Origin of the sequence: Arthrobacter ruber (assembly GCF_002954225.1) — a bacterium.
Lineage (GTDB): Bacteria > Actinomycetota > Actinomycetes > Actinomycetales > Micrococcaceae > Arthrobacter_D > Arthrobacter_D ruber.
Map to the genome: position 1 here is coordinate 401355 of NZ_PPTH01000018.1, position 13812 is coordinate 415166.

General features: G+C 69.8%; 17 protein-coding genes and 1 tRNA gene. 9 read left to right on the forward strand and 9 right to left on the reverse strand.

The features are described from left to right. Positions 1-12: 12 nt before the first annotated feature. Entirely contained in the window at positions 13-1095 is a 1083-nt protein-coding gene (locus CI785_RS15745; protein ID WP_105033012.1) for a tartrate dehydrogenase, read from the forward strand. Here CI785_RS15745 and CI785_RS15750 read toward each other — a convergent pair. Then, a complete protein-coding gene (locus CI785_RS15750) occupies positions 1092-2372 on the reverse strand; it encodes a CapA family protein (RefSeq protein ID WP_105033013.1) in 1281 nt (426 codons plus the stop codon). The two genes, CI785_RS15745 and CI785_RS15750, sit on opposite strands and share 4 nt — an antisense overlap. Before the next feature lie 110 nt (positions 2373-2482). On the opposite strand from CI785_RS15750, the gene CI785_RS15755 reads away from it, so the two are divergent. After that, positions 2483-3457: a DNA-3-methyladenine glycosylase family protein gene (locus tag CI785_RS15755; protein WP_105033014.1), complete on the forward strand. Its 975-nt coding sequence runs from the start codon at positions 2483-2485 to the stop codon at positions 3455-3457. A 9-nt stretch (positions 3458-3466) separates the two neighbouring features. Beyond that, complete coding sequence (locus tag CI785_RS15760; protein WP_105033015.1) at positions 3467-3757, forward strand: putative quinol monooxygenase; 291 nt, start codon at positions 3467-3469, stop codon at positions 3755-3757. 82 nt (positions 3758-3839) lie between these two features. Here CI785_RS15760 and trxA read toward each other — a convergent pair whose 3' ends face one another. Then, positions 3840-4226, reverse strand: coding sequence for a thioredoxin (gene trxA, locus CI785_RS15765; RefSeq protein ID WP_105033016.1), 387 nt, complete (start codon positions 4224-4226; stop codon positions 3840-3842). A 91-nt stretch (positions 4227-4317) separates the two neighbouring features. Between trxA and CI785_RS15770 the strand changes: the two genes are divergently transcribed. Further along, a complete protein-coding gene (locus CI785_RS15770) occupies positions 4318-4749 on the forward strand; it encodes a DUF1810 domain-containing protein (protein ID WP_105033017.1) in 432 nt (143 codons plus the stop codon). Between the two features lie 55 nt (positions 4750-4804). Here the strand turns inward: CI785_RS15770 and CI785_RS15775 are convergent, their stop codons facing one another. Continuing rightward, complete coding sequence (locus tag CI785_RS15775) at positions 4805-5245, reverse strand: MarR family winged helix-turn-helix transcriptional regulator (RefSeq protein ID WP_105033018.1); 441 nt, start codon at positions 5243-5245, stop codon at positions 4805-4807. 91 nt (positions 5246-5336) lie between these two features. Between CI785_RS15775 and CI785_RS15780 the strand changes: the two genes are divergently transcribed. Continuing rightward, positions 5337-5777, forward strand: coding sequence for a DUF6314 family protein (locus CI785_RS15780; RefSeq protein WP_105033019.1), 441 nt, complete (start codon positions 5337-5339; stop codon positions 5775-5777). 27 nt (positions 5778-5804) lie between these two features. Here the strand turns inward: CI785_RS15780 and CI785_RS15785 are convergent, their stop codons facing one another. After that, positions 5805-6809, reverse strand: a complete 1005-nt coding sequence (locus tag CI785_RS15785) for an acyltransferase family protein (RefSeq protein WP_105033020.1) — start codon at positions 6807-6809, stop codon at positions 5805-5807. 86 nt (positions 6810-6895) lie between these two features. On the opposite strand from CI785_RS15785, the gene CI785_RS15790 reads away from it, so the two are divergent. Continuing rightward, positions 6896-7120 (forward strand): hypothetical protein, encoded by a 225-nt coding sequence (locus tag CI785_RS15790; RefSeq protein WP_105033021.1) that lies wholly within the window; start codon positions 6896-6898, stop codon positions 7118-7120. A 207-nt stretch (positions 7121-7327) separates the two neighbouring features. Here CI785_RS15790 and CI785_RS15795 read toward each other — a convergent pair. Both CI785_RS15795 and CI785_RS15800 read right to left on the reverse strand, forming a co-directional pair. Then, positions 7328-7409: transfer RNA gene (locus CI785_RS15795), tRNA-Tyr, on the reverse strand. An 88-nt stretch (positions 7410-7497) separates the two neighbouring features. Further along, positions 7498-7875: a hypothetical protein gene (locus tag CI785_RS15800; protein ID WP_105033022.1), complete on the reverse strand. Its 378-nt coding sequence runs from the start codon at positions 7873-7875 to the stop codon at positions 7498-7500. Positions 7876-8035: 160 nt separating this feature from the next. On the opposite strand from CI785_RS15800, the gene CI785_RS15805 reads away from it, so the two are divergent. Further along, the gene (locus CI785_RS15805) at positions 8036-8524 is read left to right on the forward strand and encodes a YajQ family cyclic di-GMP-binding protein (RefSeq protein ID WP_105033023.1); all 489 of its coding nucleotides are present in this window, start codon (positions 8036-8038) and stop codon (positions 8522-8524) included. Between the two features lie 76 nt (positions 8525-8600). Here the strand turns inward: CI785_RS15805 and htpX are convergent, their stop codons facing one another. From htpX to CI785_RS15820, 3 genes are all read right to left on the reverse strand, one after another. Beyond that, complete coding sequence (htpX, locus tag CI785_RS15810; protein ID WP_105033024.1) at positions 8601-9479, reverse strand: zinc metalloprotease HtpX; 879 nt, start codon at positions 9477-9479, stop codon at positions 8601-8603. Positions 9480-9592: 113 nt separating this feature from the next. Further along, positions 9593-10879, reverse strand: coding sequence for an MFS transporter (locus tag CI785_RS15815; protein ID WP_105033025.1), 1287 nt, complete (start codon positions 10877-10879; stop codon positions 9593-9595). Positions 10880-10994: 115 nt separating this feature from the next. Further along, on the reverse strand, positions 10995-11708 hold the full coding sequence (locus tag CI785_RS15820) for an esterase/lipase family protein (RefSeq protein WP_105033026.1): 714 nt from the start codon (positions 11706-11708) through the stop codon (positions 10995-10997). 92 nt (positions 11709-11800) lie between these two features. Between CI785_RS15820 and CI785_RS15825 the strand changes: the two genes are divergently transcribed. Both CI785_RS15825 and CI785_RS15830 read left to right on the forward strand, forming a co-directional pair. Continuing rightward, a complete protein-coding gene (locus CI785_RS15825; RefSeq protein WP_105033027.1) occupies positions 11801-12289 on the forward strand; it encodes a Fur family transcriptional regulator in 489 nt (162 codons plus the stop codon). Between the two features lie 7 nt (positions 12290-12296). Next, positions 12297-13784, forward strand: coding sequence for a catalase (locus CI785_RS15830; RefSeq protein WP_105033028.1), 1488 nt, complete (start codon positions 12297-12299; stop codon positions 13782-13784). Positions 13785-13812: the final 28 nt, after the last annotated feature.

Below are 13812 nucleotides of genomic sequence, written 5' to 3' on the forward strand. Positions count from 1 at the left end.
GGAGACCCGACCATGACGAACACCTACAGGATCGCGGTCATCGCGGGCGACGGGATCGGCAAGGAGGTCATGCCGGAGGGGCTGCGGTCGCTCCGGGCGGCGGCGGACAGGTACGGGTTCGCGGTGGACGCCGTCGAGTTCGACTACGCGAGTGCCGAGTACTACCTAAAGCACGGGCAGATGCTGCCCGACGGCTGGTTCGAGGAGCTACGGGGCTTCGACGCGATCTTCTTCGGTGCGGTGGGATGGCCCGATGTGGTCCCGGACCACGTGTCCCTGTGGGGCAGCCTGCTGCAGTTCCGGCGCCACTTCGACCAGTACGTCAACCTGCGCCCCGTGCGCCTGCTGCCGGGGATCACCAGCCCGCTGGCGGGCCGGGAGCCTGGCGACGTGGACTTCTACGTGGTCCGCGAGAACACCGAGGGCGAGTACTCGAGCGTGGGCGGCAGGATGTTCGAGGGTACCGACCGCGAGACGGTGATCCAGGACACCGTCATGACGCGCACGGGGGTGGACAGGATCCTCCGGTACGCCTTCGACCTCGCGCGGAAGCGGGAGAAGAAGCACCTGACCTCGGCGACGAAGAGCAACGGCATCTCCATCACCATGCCCTACTGGGACGAGCGGGTGGAGGCGATGGCGGCGGGGTACGACGACGTCCGCACCGACAAGTTCCACATCGACATCCTGTGCGCGAACTTCGTGCTCCACCCCGATTGGTTCGATGTCGTCGTGGCCAGCAATCTCTTCGGCGACATCCTCTCCGACCTCGGGCCCGCCTGCACCGGGACCATCGGCGTGGCACCCAGCGGCAACATCAACCCCGACCGCACCTTCCCGAGCCTGTTCGAGCCGGTCCACGGGTCCGCCCCGGACATCGCGGGCCAGGGCATCGCGAATCCGGTGGGACAGATCTGGAGCGCCTCCATGATGCTGGAGCACCTCGGCGAGACGGAGGCCGCGGCCGGGATCCTCGCGGCGATCGAGTCGGTGCTCGCCACCGGCGGCCGGGCACTGACCCGGGACCTCGGAGGAACGGGCACGACGGCGTCGCTGGGTGCGACGATCGCGTCCGCCGTCGCGGGCACCTCCTAGCGCCCCGTGCCCTCGGCGGAGAGCTCCCACTGGCGGGCTCCCGCCCCGGCTGCGCCGAGGGACTCGACCACGCTGCGCGTGCGCTCCCGGACGGCTGCCTCGTGCTCGGGTGACGAGCACGCGCCGACGGGCCGGTCGGGGGCGAGCGAACACCAGCGATAGGGCCCGGCGACGATGAGGGACGGCAACCAGTCGAGCCCGGAGACCGTCCAGGTCCCCCCGTCGTCCCGGCTGAAGCGGGCCCTGACCATCAGGCCCTCGTTGTTGACCGCGTAGGTCGGGGACAGCTCCGTCACCCCGTTCCCCAGCCCGTACACGATCCACCTGCCGTTGTACCTCTCGATGGGCAGGACCGAGTGGGTGTGGTGTCCGTAGACGAAGTCCACCTGCTCGCTGTCGGCGAGCGCACGTGCCACCTCGGTCTGCTGTGCGTTGGGGACCGAGGCGTATTCGTCCCCGGCGTGCAGTGCCGCGAGCACGATGTCCGCGCCCTGGGCCCTGGCGGCCCGGGCCTTCGCGATCATCGCCGGTGCGTCGAGCATGTCCACCCGCCAGGGCTGGTCGGCGACGAGCCCGTTCAGTCCGTAGGTGGCTGCGATGACCGCCACCCGTGCCTCCGGCAGGTCGAGGATCAGGATCTCCTGCGCGTCCGCGGCGCCGGCGTAGGACCCTGTGTGGTCGAGGCCCGCCGCCTCCAGGGCGACAAGCGTCCGCTCCACGCCCTCCGTGCCCTGGTCCAGGGAGTGGTTGCTGGCCGTGGTGCAGGCGTCGTAGCCGACCTCCCTGGCGGCGCCGACGATCTGCGGGGGGACGTTGAACCGCGGGTACCCCGCGAACGGTCCTCCGGCCGAGGCCACGGGCGTCTCGAGGTGGCAGATGCCCAGGGTGGCGGCCGAGAGGTAGGGGCGCTGCCCCGCGAGCAGCGGCTCGAAATCGAGCGGATACCCACCCGTCGCGGCCGCGTCCACTGCGGCCTGGTCCCACAGCTGGGGATGCACGAGGAGGTCGCCCGTGAGGACGACACTGACGCAGTCCGTGCAGGCGACGGGAGACGGCATCGGGGTCGGCGTGGGCGCCGGCGACGCCAGGTCCCGGGCCTCCGCCGGTGGTGCCGGGCTCTGTCGGGCGTCCTCGGCCCCGTTCCCCGTGCACCCGCCGCACAGCAGGACCGACCACAGGAGGACGACAACACGTATGCCCGTCCCCGGGAGGTGACGCCGCTGCCCGGCCGCAGGCAGGGAGGAGCCACTCGCTCCACCCCTGCGTGACTCGGCCATCTGCTGGTCCTCACGATTCCACCGGATGCCCGATGCTACTCCCGGGAAGGCGAGGCGGGACACGCCGTGGGCGCTCTGCCGGACCCGCGCACCGTGACACCATTGGACGCATGACCATCGCCCCCGCCGTCGTGCCGTCGGGTGCCGAGGCCGCGGAGTGGACCCCCGACGGCCCGTACAACCTCGCAGGAACGGTCGGCACCCTGCAGTGCGGGCCGTACGACCCCTCCTTCATAGTCCAGGGCCCCGACCACTGGCTCGCGTACCGCACCGCGGACGGGCCCGTCACCCTGGCCCTGCGGCAGCGCGGCCCGCTCAACGACTGCCGGGTGCAGGCGACGGCGTGGGGACCCGGGGCGGCGCGCGCCCTCGAGTCGGTGCCGCGCCTGCTCGGCGCGGACGACGACTGGAGCGCGTTCGACAGTGCCGCGTTCGCGTCGACACTGCCCGACCTCGCCCGCAAGGGCCGGTACCTCAACCCGGGACTGCGCCTGCCCGCGTCGGGCCGCATGCTGGACACGATCGTCAGGGCGATCCTCGAGCAGAAGGTCACCAACCTCGAGGCGAAGCGCTCGTGGCGTTACCTGCTGACCCGCTACGGGGATCCCGCTCCCGGTGCCGGTGAATGCGCGCCCGCGGGACTCCGCCTCCCCCCGACGCCCGAGCAGTGGCGCCGCATCCCCTCCTGGGAGTGGCACAAGGCCGGCGTCGACGCGAAACGCTCCACCACCATCCTCAAGGCTGCCCTCGTGGCCAGCGGCCTCGAACGCCTCGGCTCCCAGCCCGGCGGTGACACGGTGCGGGCGGGCCTGCGGTCGGTTCCCGGCATCGGCGTGTGGACCGTCGCGGAGGTGGTGCAGCGGACGCACGGCTGCCCCGATTCCATCTCCGTGGGTGACTACCACCTGGCGGCCTACGTGGGCGCGGCGCTCACGGGACGCCGCACCGACGACGCCGGGATGATCGAGCTGCTCAGGCCGTGGAAGGGACAGCGGCAGCGCGTGGTCCGCTCCCTGTACGCGAGCGGGTTCCGCAAGCAGGCCTACGGGCCGCGCCTGACCCCGGAGGATCATCGCCACCGCTAGGGTTGGAGCATGAGCCGACCAGTAGACGTCACCGCAGTGTTCACCCCGCTCGACGGCGAGTTCTTCCGCGTGAAGCTCGCCCTGGACATCGCCATCGAGCAGGTGGTGCAGGAGCCCGGGTGCATCCGCTACGAGATCACCGACGCACAGCAGGACCGCATCGTCCTCACCGAGCAGTGGGAGTCCACCGAGCTGCTCGACACACACCTGCGCGGACCCGCCGTCCAGGACCTCGGCGAATCCCTCAGCGCACTGCTTGCCCGGCCCGCAGAGGTGGTCCGCTCGGACCAGGCGGCCTGACGGCAGCACGGAAGAAGCCCCGCACTCGGCGAGTGCGGGGCTTTTCGGTTCCAGGGACGGCCTGAGCGCGTCTACAGCGCCTCTACTGCGCGTCGCGGGCGGAGGCGCCCTCCTGCTGCTGGGCGATCTGCTCGTGGACGGCCTTCATGTCCAGGCCCTTGACGGCATCGACGAGTTCGCCGAACTGGGTCGCGTTGAGGGCACCGGGCTGCGAGAAGACGAGGACCTTCTCGCGGAACGCCATGAGCGTGGGGATCGAGGTGATCCCGGCGGCCGCGGCGAGCGACTGCTCGGCCTCGGTGTCCACCTTCGCGAAGGTGACGTCCTCGTGCTGCTGCGACACGGCGTCGTACACCGGCGCGAACTGCTTGCACGGCCCACACCAGTCGGCCCAGAAGTCAACGAACACGATGTCGTTGCCCTCGATGGTTTCCGGGAAGCTTGCCTCGGTGATATTGATTGTCGACATCCCTTAACGCTAGCGACCCCACCATGCCCTTGTCAGGCCTGTTCGCTACCGATGAAGAATACGCACGCTCGAGAGATACCCGGAGGCACATGTGGAGGACCCGCACGATCTGGCACGATTCGTCGAGGCGCAGGACGCGCACGGCACCTACGACCAGGCCCTGGCCGAGCTGCAGCGCGGCCGCAAGACGAGCCACTGGATGTGGTTCGTCTTCCCCCAGATCGCCGGGCTCGGGAGCAGCCCGACATCCGTACGGTACGCCGTGGCGTCCCTCGACGAGGCACGCGCCTACCTCTCGCACCCGGTGCTCGGGCCCCGGCTGATGGAGAGCGTCCACGCGCTCCTCAATCTGGACGGCAGCGATCCGGTCGCAGTGCTCGGCGGGATCGACGCCCGTAAACTGCAGTCCTCCATGACGCTCTTCGGCCGGGCCGCACCCCAGGAGCCGTGGTTCACGGCCGTCCTGGACCGCTACTTCGCCGGCGAGGAGGACGGGGCGACGACGTCGATCCTGGCAGGGTGACGCGGAAGCGTGGCAGGCCCGCGGCGTCAGTGGCCCGCGGGCGCCGCGCGACGGTTCAGCCCCTGGCGTTGAGCCTGTCGATGATCGGCAGGGCCGCGGCGAGCATGGCGCGGTCGTCGTCGTCGAGCTGGTCGAGCAGAGCGGCCACGCGCTCGTTGCGCCGTTGGCTCGCCGCCTCCCACGCCTCGCGGCCCCTCTCCGTGAGCTGCACGAGGACGGCGCGCGAGTCGGTGGGGTCCGCCTCCCGGCTGACCAGTCCTGCCTGCTCGAGCTTGATGATCTGCTCGGTGGCGGACGGCACCCGGATCCCGAGGTTCGCGGCGACGCGGCTCACGCGGAGGGGCTCCTCCGCCGCCATGCTGAGCGTGCTCATCTGCATGGTCGTCAGCTCCCCGTCGCCGTCCATGGAACGGCTGAGGTAGACGGCGTGGCGCAGCGTCGTGCGGAAGGCCTGCGCGAGGGCCAGCAGTCGGACGTCCGTCGCGGAAGAGTTCATAGTTAGGCAGCCTAACATTTTGGGGTCGTGACGGCAAGGTGCGATGTCGCCGCGTCGGAGCTAGCGTGGGGTGGAGCGACGGGAGGGGACCATGCAGGACGGGGCAAGCGGCGTCGGCGTGGGCGACACCCTCGCCTTCCTCGCCGGGAGATGGTCCACGCGCCGCGAACTGCTCGACCGCACCACGGGCGTGACGGGCATCTTCACCGGCATCACCGCCTTCACCCCCGACGGCGACGGACTGCGGTGGGACGAGGAGGGCACCGTCGCGTGGCCGCACTTCGAGGGCCCGGCGTCGCGCTCCTATCGGATCAGCGCAGCGGGCGCCGTGGCGACCGTGCACTTCGTCGACGGCCGTGTCCTCTGCCGGCTCGACCTCCGCAGCGGCACGAGCCGGGACGAACACGCCTGCCCTCCCGACACCTACCGCGTGCAGTTCACGGTCACCTCCCCCAGCACCATCGACTACACCTGGGATGTCACCGGCCCGTCGAAGGACCAGTTGCTCACGACGGCGCTGACGCGGCAGTGATACGGCAGGTCCCGGTGCCGGCTACGCTCAGGCCCTCGACCGCCGGCTGGTGCTGCGTGCCGCCTCCAGCGGCCGGCGCTTGAGGGCCGGCAGTTCGAACAGCAGATTGACGGAGGCGTGCTCCCTCGTCGAGTACACCCACGCCAAGCCCAGCGGCACACCGACGCCGACCACCAGCAGCACCGGCACGAGCCAGGTACCGGCGATCCCGAGGGCGTCGGCGAGGGCGAGCGTGAGCATGATCGGGCCGAGGTGCGCCACGTAGAAGACGAGCGAATAGCGCCCCACGAACTCGAGGACCGCCGTCGCACGGTGCGTGCCGAGCCGAGGGAAGACCCAGCACACGACGCCGAGTGCCCCCACCACGCCCCAGGCGAACTCGCCCCGGTACAGCACCTCCCGGCCGGCCACGTTGAGGGCTCCCACGGTGACCGCGGACGCCGCCGCCAGCGCCAGTACCCAGGGCCTCCCGATGAACCGCTCCACGAGCTGCGCATGCCCGGCACACCATGCCCCGAAGAAGAAGAACGCCGCGAGGAAGGCCAGGGTCTCGGGCCTGCCGCCGTCGGGCAGCAGGAAGGAGAGCAGAAGGCCCACACCGGCGGGGACCAGCGGTGGAACGCGCCGCAGCGGGTAGGCGACCGCATAGAACACGAGGATGAACCACAGGTACCAGAGGTAGGTCGGCGAGAGGTAGAAGATCTGCGCGATCCCCTCGGGGCCGAAGTCGCCGCTCGCCGCGAGCAGGATCACCGACCAGAGGACGTACGGCCATGCGACCATCGAGACCTTGCCGGCGAAGTACGTCCGCCCGGACTTGGCGAGCGACTGCGGCAGCAGGAACCCCGAGAGGAACATGAGCACGGGCATGCGGAAGGGTTCCAGGAACAGGTTGACCTGGTCCAGCCCGGGAGTGGGTCCGACGGCGACGCGGAGGGCCTCCCCCGCGTGGAGCACGACGACGAGCAGGATGGCGACGCCGCGCAGGCTGTCGAGCCATCCGACCCGTGTACTCCCCGAAACGACGATCACGACCTCCCAGCCATCCTGTCCACTCTAAGCAGGCTTACCGACATTTCGTTGAGCGCCCCCGTGCGGATGGGCCGGAGGTCGAGTAGTTGACGGCAGCGCCGACCGTCCCCGCACCGTCGACGCGGCTCGATCCGTTCGCCGTGCCCGTCCGACGGTCATGTGAGCCGGCCTTCGCCTACTCCTCGGTGTGGACGCACCTGCTCGAGCGGCCTCCGGAACACGCGGCCGTCCGTCGTCGCGACACCGGAGCGGCGCACCTGTTCCTGCGGCAGCGCCTACCTGTCACGCCGAGACTCGTCCTCACCGGCTGACGGACCCGCCTGCGCCCCTGGAGGTGCCGTCGTGGGCAGGGCATCCCGCCACCTCCTGCAGTACCCGGTACCGGAGCATCGACGGCAGAAGGCGCGTGCCGGTGAGGAGGCGGCGTCCGATGCCTTCCCTCCAGCGGGCCGGGCCGGGAATACGAACGGCCGGCACCTCCCCTGATTCCCAGTGGAAGTACCGGCCGTTCCTTGCTGTGGCAGATGAGGGATTCGAACCCCCGTAGGCGTTGCCAGCTGATTTACAGTCAGCCCCCTTTGGCCGCTCGGGTAATCTGCCGAACGTCTTCACAGGAAGACCGCCCGCAGCAAGCGCGGGCAAGACAACTTTACCCACAAACCGCCCCGGACACGAATCGGGCCACGGGTCACAGGCCTGCGGCCACCCGGCGCTCGATCTGCGCGTAGAAGCCGTCCGCCTGTTCCGGGGTGACCATCCGCAGCAGGACAGCCTGATCGAGGTCCGCCCGGACGCCCGCGAGCCGCTCCTCCGCCGACGGCGTGGAGCTCGTGACGGCGACGGGCGAGGCGACCGTCACGGCCGCCGCCGAGTCGAGCCCGAGGATGATGTCGCCCGCCTCGTAGTCGGCCGTGTCCGTGCCCGTGGCCACCACCCGCGGTGGCACGGCGAGCGCCGGGGCGGCCGTGAACCCCGTCAGGGACGCCGCGCCGGCGGCGGCGAGGAACGACCCCGCCACGGCCTTCCGGAGTCGGACCTGATAGCGGCGGCGTGGCATCTCGGACATGGAGCTCCTTCGAGGGCGGTGGCGTGATTCCCACCGTGCCACCCGAGTGTGTGCGCGTCCCCGGCGCTCCCTGAGCGCCGGCTGTGAACAGCCCGCGCCGCCGCAGAGGCGTTACGGATAGTCTTGATGGCAAGAAACCCAACCACCCCTAGGAGGCATCGTGGCGAGCGAATCCACGTTCGACGTCGTAAGCAAAGTGGACAAGCAGGAGGTCGCCAATGCGCTGAACCAGGCGCAGAAGGAGATCGCGCAGCGGTACGACTTCAAGGGCGTCGGCGCCGAGGTGGACTTCAGCGGCGAGAAGATCCTCATGAAGGCGAACTCGGAGGAGCGCGTGATGGCCGTGCTCGACGTCCTGCAGTCCAAGATGATCAAGCGCGGCATCTCGCTGAAGTCGCTGGACACCGGCGAGCCCTACCCCTCGGGCAAGGAATTCCGCCTCGAGACCTCCATCAAGGAGGGGATCGCTCAGGACATCGCGAAGAAGATCAACAAGCTCATCCGCGACGAGGGGCCCAAGGGCGTCAAGTCGCAGATCCAGGGCGATGAGCTGCGCGTCAGCTCGAAGTCCCGCGACGACCTCCAGGAGACGATGGCGCTGCTCCGGAACTTCGACGAGGCGGACCTCCAGTTCGTGAACATGCGCTGACCCGTTCGGAGACACCCGGACATGACGACGGCGGCCCCACCTGTGCGAGGTGGGGCCGCCGTCGTCGTCGGGGTGCTCAGCCGGTCGGGCGTCCGGCCATGCCCTCGAGGCGCGCGATGCGCTGGTCCATCGGCGGGTGGGTCGCGAAGAGGCGGTTCATGCCGCCTCCCTTGAACGGGTTCGCGATCATGAGGTGCGAGGTGTTCACGAGGCGCTGGTCCTGCGGCAGCGGTGCACGCTGCGTGCCGCTCGCGAGCTTGCGGAGGGCGGAGGCGAGTGCCAGGGGGTCGTCCGTGAGGATCGCGCCGTCCTCGTCGGCGTCGAACTCGCGGGTGCGGCCGATCGCGGTCTGGATGAGGCCCGCGGCCAGCGGTGCGAGGAAGGCGAGCAGCAGTGCTGCGATGGGGTTGCCGCCCTGGCCCCGGTTGCCGCCCATCATGCCCGTGAAGGCGAACATCTGCGCCACCGAGGTGATGACGCCGGCCACGGCGGCGGCGATGGACCCGGTGAGGATGTCGCGGTTGTAGACGTGCATGAGCTCGTGCCCGAGGACGCCGCGCAGCTCGCGCTCGTCGAGCAGCTCGAGGATGCCCTGCGTGCAGCAGACCGCCGAGTTCTCGGGGTTACGGCCCGTCGCGAAGGCGTTCGGAGCCATCGTCGGGGAGATGTAGAGCCGGGGCATGGGCTTGCCGGCCCGCGTGCTGAGCTCCCTCACGATCCGGTACATGGCCGGCGCCTGCTGCTCCGTCACCTCGACGGCGCGCATGCTGCGGATCGCGATCTTGTCGCTGTTCCAGTAGCTGTAGGCGATCGACCCGACGCCGAGCAGGGCGAAGACCCAGATGAACATCGAGCTGCCGGTGGCCCCCGCGATGACGGCGCCGAACACGAGGAAGATGCCCATGAGGGCGCCGAACAACAACGCCGTCTTGGCACCGTTGAAATGGTTGTGCACTGAGATCTCCTTGCTGGTGGAGGCCGTGCGGCCCGTCAGTACAACGGAGGGTCGCAGGTGCCTGTTCCCTTCATCGTACGGGGACAGGTAAGAGCCCTGGCGGGCGCGCAGGCTCAGGGCTCGGGCGTGCGGGAGTCGTACTGCAGGAAGCGCGGCTGCCGGCGGGCGACGACGAGAACCAGGACGGCACAGGCGATCCCTCCGACGACGGCGGTCCACCCCTCCCCCAGCCAGGAGGCCTGGCCACCGGCCACCATGTCGCCCAGCCGCGGACCACCCGCGACGACGACGATGAACACGCCCTGCAGCCGTCCGCGCATGGCGTCCGGGGTGGCGGACTGCAGGATGGTGTTCCGGAAGACGCTGCTGATGGAGTCCGCGATGCCCGCCAGGACGAGGCAGACCGCGGCGGGCAGCACCCAGACCGATAGCTCGCCCTCGCCGGGTGCCGGCAGGGAGGACGAGCCGGCCATCACGACGACGAGCCCGAAACCGGCCACCGACGCACCCCAGCCCACGATCGACCAGATCACGGCCTGGCCGTGCTTGTGGATGCGGCCCAGCGGGCCGGAGAACAGCCCGGCCAGTACCGACCCGAAGGCCGCGGAGGCCAGCAGGATGCCGACGGTCAGCTCACCTCCGCCGATGAGCACCGCGCCGACCGCGGGAAGCAGGGCCCGCGGCTGGGCCAGGACCATGGCGACGAGGTCCACGATGAAGGTCATGCGGATGTTCGGCCGCGTGCCGAGGAAGCGGAAGCCCTCGAGCACCGTCGCGAGGCCCGCCCGTCGGGTGGGTCCCTCGGGTGGCAGGGCCGGCAGGCGGTAGACGGCCCACAGCGCGAAGGTGAAGGTGACGACGTCGACCGTGTAGGTCCAGGCGTAGCCCACCTGAGCCACGAGCACTCCCGCGAGCAACGGACCCACGGTGAATGCGAGGCCGAACGTGATCATGCTCAGGGCATTGGCCGCGGGCAGCAGTTCCGGCCGGACGAGCCGCGGGATGATCGAGCTCCTCGTGGGCTGGTTGATGCCGGCCGCGCCCGACTGGATGGCGACGAGGATGTAGAGCAGCCAGACGCTGTCCACGCCGATCCATGCCTGCGCCGCGATGGCCATGGTGGTGGCCCACAGTGCGAACCCCGAGTACAGCGCGACCGTTCGGCGGTCCTGGGCGTCGGCGATCGCCCCGCCGTACAGGCCCGCGACCACGAGGGGCACGAGGGCGAAGAGGCTGAGCAGGCCCACGCTGAACGTGGACTGCGTGAGGGAGTAGATCTGCAGGCTGACGGCCACGATCGTGAGCTGCGTCCCGATGGCCGAGAGCGCCGTGCCGATGTACAGCCTCCGGAACGCCGGGGACTCCTTCAGCGGGGTGATGTCGGCGAGGAGTCGTGGCACGGCACGAGTCTAGCTCCGGAGTGATTCGCCCTGGCAACGAGTCGGGGTACCCGGGGGGCCAACCCGCCGTCGGGAGAAGCACGCCCATGAGCGGCCGCAGGGACAGCCCCGCGGGTCAGGCTCCTTCGACGGCGTCGCGCTCCCCCGCCGCGATCGCGCGGTCGATCTCCTGCAGCACGCGCTTGTCCGCGATCGGCCGGAAGTGACCCATGGTCTCGAGCTGCACGTTGCGGGCGCCCTGCACGAAGCTGCCACCCGGGATGTGCGGATCGAACCGGCCGTAGATGGACGTGATGTGCTCGTTCAGCTCGAGGTGCCCCAGCAGGGACTGCAGGGTCCGGTTCTGCGGCGAGAACGCACGGATGCTCGGCAGGAAGAAGAAGTTCGCGTAGACGGACCCGGAGAAGGGCGTGTTCACGGCCACGAGGCGGCTGATCCGCGGCGAGACACTGGACATGGTCATGAGGAACTTGCCGATCAGGCCGCCCTTGCTGTGCGCGACGACGACGACGTCGGTCAGCTCGTGCTCCTCGAGGTAGCCGGCGGCGAGCTGCGCCATCGCGGCCACGGTGCCGCGGTTGTAGCCGAGCTTCCGCACGACATGGACCGGGTGCCCGGCCCGGTACAGGTGGTCGGCGACCGGCCGCATGAACTGCCAGGTCTCGTAGATCCCGGGGATCAGGAGCACGGGCACCTTGCCTTCGGGCGCCCCCGGGGCGGGGGTCAGGTATCGCGCAGGGTCCACCCTGAACAGGAAGCCGTGCACCTGCCAGAAGCCGACGTACGCATAGTCCAGCACCCAGGCCCGGGCGCGTCTGAAGAGATCCACCCTGTCCACGGTACCGACCGCATGCGCGGCGTGGGGCGCAAGTTAGCAGCGCCTTGTTATGAGTTCCTCACAACTACTGATTGACTGAAGCAATGATGTACACCGCCGCGACACCCGAGGCCCGGGAGGCCCGCTGGACCGCCGCCCTGCATGCCGCCGACCGGCGCGTGACGCGCCAGCGCCTCGCCGTCCTCGCCGCCGTCGAGCGGTTGCCGCACGCCACGGCCGACGACGCCGCGAGCGCCGTCCGCGCCGACCTGCCGCACATCACCGTGCAATCCGTCTACGTGATCCTGGCCGACCTCACCGACATCGACCTGCTGCGCCGCATCGCGACGCCCCACTCCCCCGCCCGGTACGAGACGCGCGTGGGCGACAACCACCACCACGCCGTCTGCACCGGGTGCGGCCGGATCGAGGACGTGGACTGCGCCGTCGGGCACGCACCCTGCCTGACCCCCGAGTGGGCGCCCGGCGCCTCCCGCATGACCATCCGGATCGCGGAGGTCCTGTATCAGGGCCTCTGCGACGACTGCCGTCCGGCAGCCCCCAGCCACCAACCATCCGAACCCCAGGAATAGGAGCAGCATGTCCGCCAGCTTCAGCACCACGCAGTCCGGCGCCCCCGTCGTCGATGACAGCAACTCGTCGGCCCTCGGCCCCGACGGCGCCATCCCGTTGACCGATCACTACCTCATCGAGAAGCTCGCGCAGTTCAACCGGGAGCGCGTCCCCGAGCGTGTGGTCCACGCCAAGGGCGGCGGAGCGTTCGGTGTCTTCGAGACCACCGAGGACGTCAGCATGTACACGCGCGCCGCGCTCTTCCAGAAGGGCACGACGACGGAGACCCTCCTCCGCTTCTCCTCCGTGGCGGGCGAGCAGGGCTCCCCCGACACATGGCGCGACCCCCGCGGCTTCGCGCTCAAGTTCTACACCTCCGAGGGCAACTACGATCTCGTGGGCAACAACACCCCGGTGTTCTTCATCCGCGACGGCATCAAGTTCCCGGACTTCATCCACTCGCAGAAGCGCCTGCCCGGCACCAACCTGCGGGACGCCGACATGCAGTGGGACTTCTGGACCCTCAGCCCCGAGTCGGCCCACCAGGTGACCTGGCTCATGGGTGACCGCGGCCTGCCGAACTCGTGGCGCACCATGAACGGCTACGGCTCGCACACCTATATGTGGATCAACGAGTCCGACGAGAAGTTCTGGGTGAAGTACCACTTCAAGTCCAACCAGGGCCACGAGGTGCTGACGGTCGACGAGGCCGAGTCGCTCGCGGGCTCGGACGCCGACCACCACCTGCGCGACCTCTCGGAGAACATCGCCAGGGGCAACCACCCGAGCTGGGACCTGAAGGTCCAGATCATGCCCTACGACGACGCCAAGACGTATCGATTCAACCCGTTCGACCTCACGAAGGTGTGGCCGCAGGGTGACTACCCGCTGATTCCAGTCGGCCGGCTCACGCTGAACCGCAACCCGGAGAACTACTTCGCGCAGATCGAGCAGGCCACGTTCGCGCCGTCGAACTTCGTGCCGGGCATCGCCGCCAGCCCCGACCGCATGCTGCAGGCACGCATCTTCTCCTACGCGGACGCACACCGCTACCGCGTGGGCACCAACCATGCACAGCTGCCCGTGAACATGCCGAAGAACGAGGTGCGCAACTACTCCAAGGACGGCGCGGCGCGCTACCACTTCAACGCGGCGTCCACACCCGTGTACGCCCCGAACTCCGTCGGCGGCCCCGCCGCGGATCCCGCCCGGTACGGCGCGCACGGCGGCTGGGAGAACGACGGCGACCTCGTCCGCGCGGCCCATTCGCTGCATACCGAGGACGACGACTTCGGCCAGGCCGGGACGCTGTACCGCGAGGTGTTCGACGACGCGCAGCGTGCACGCTTCCTCGAGACCATCACGGGCGCCGTCGGCGGTGTGCAGAGCGACGAGATCCGCGCGCGGGCCATCCAGTACTGGGCGAACGTCGATGCCGAGCTCGGCGCGAAGCTGGCCGCGAACCTCGGCCGCGGCATCGCGCCCGCCACGGAGTCCGAGGCCGCGCTCTACTAGAGCGGCCCGGGTCACCGGTGCACACGGG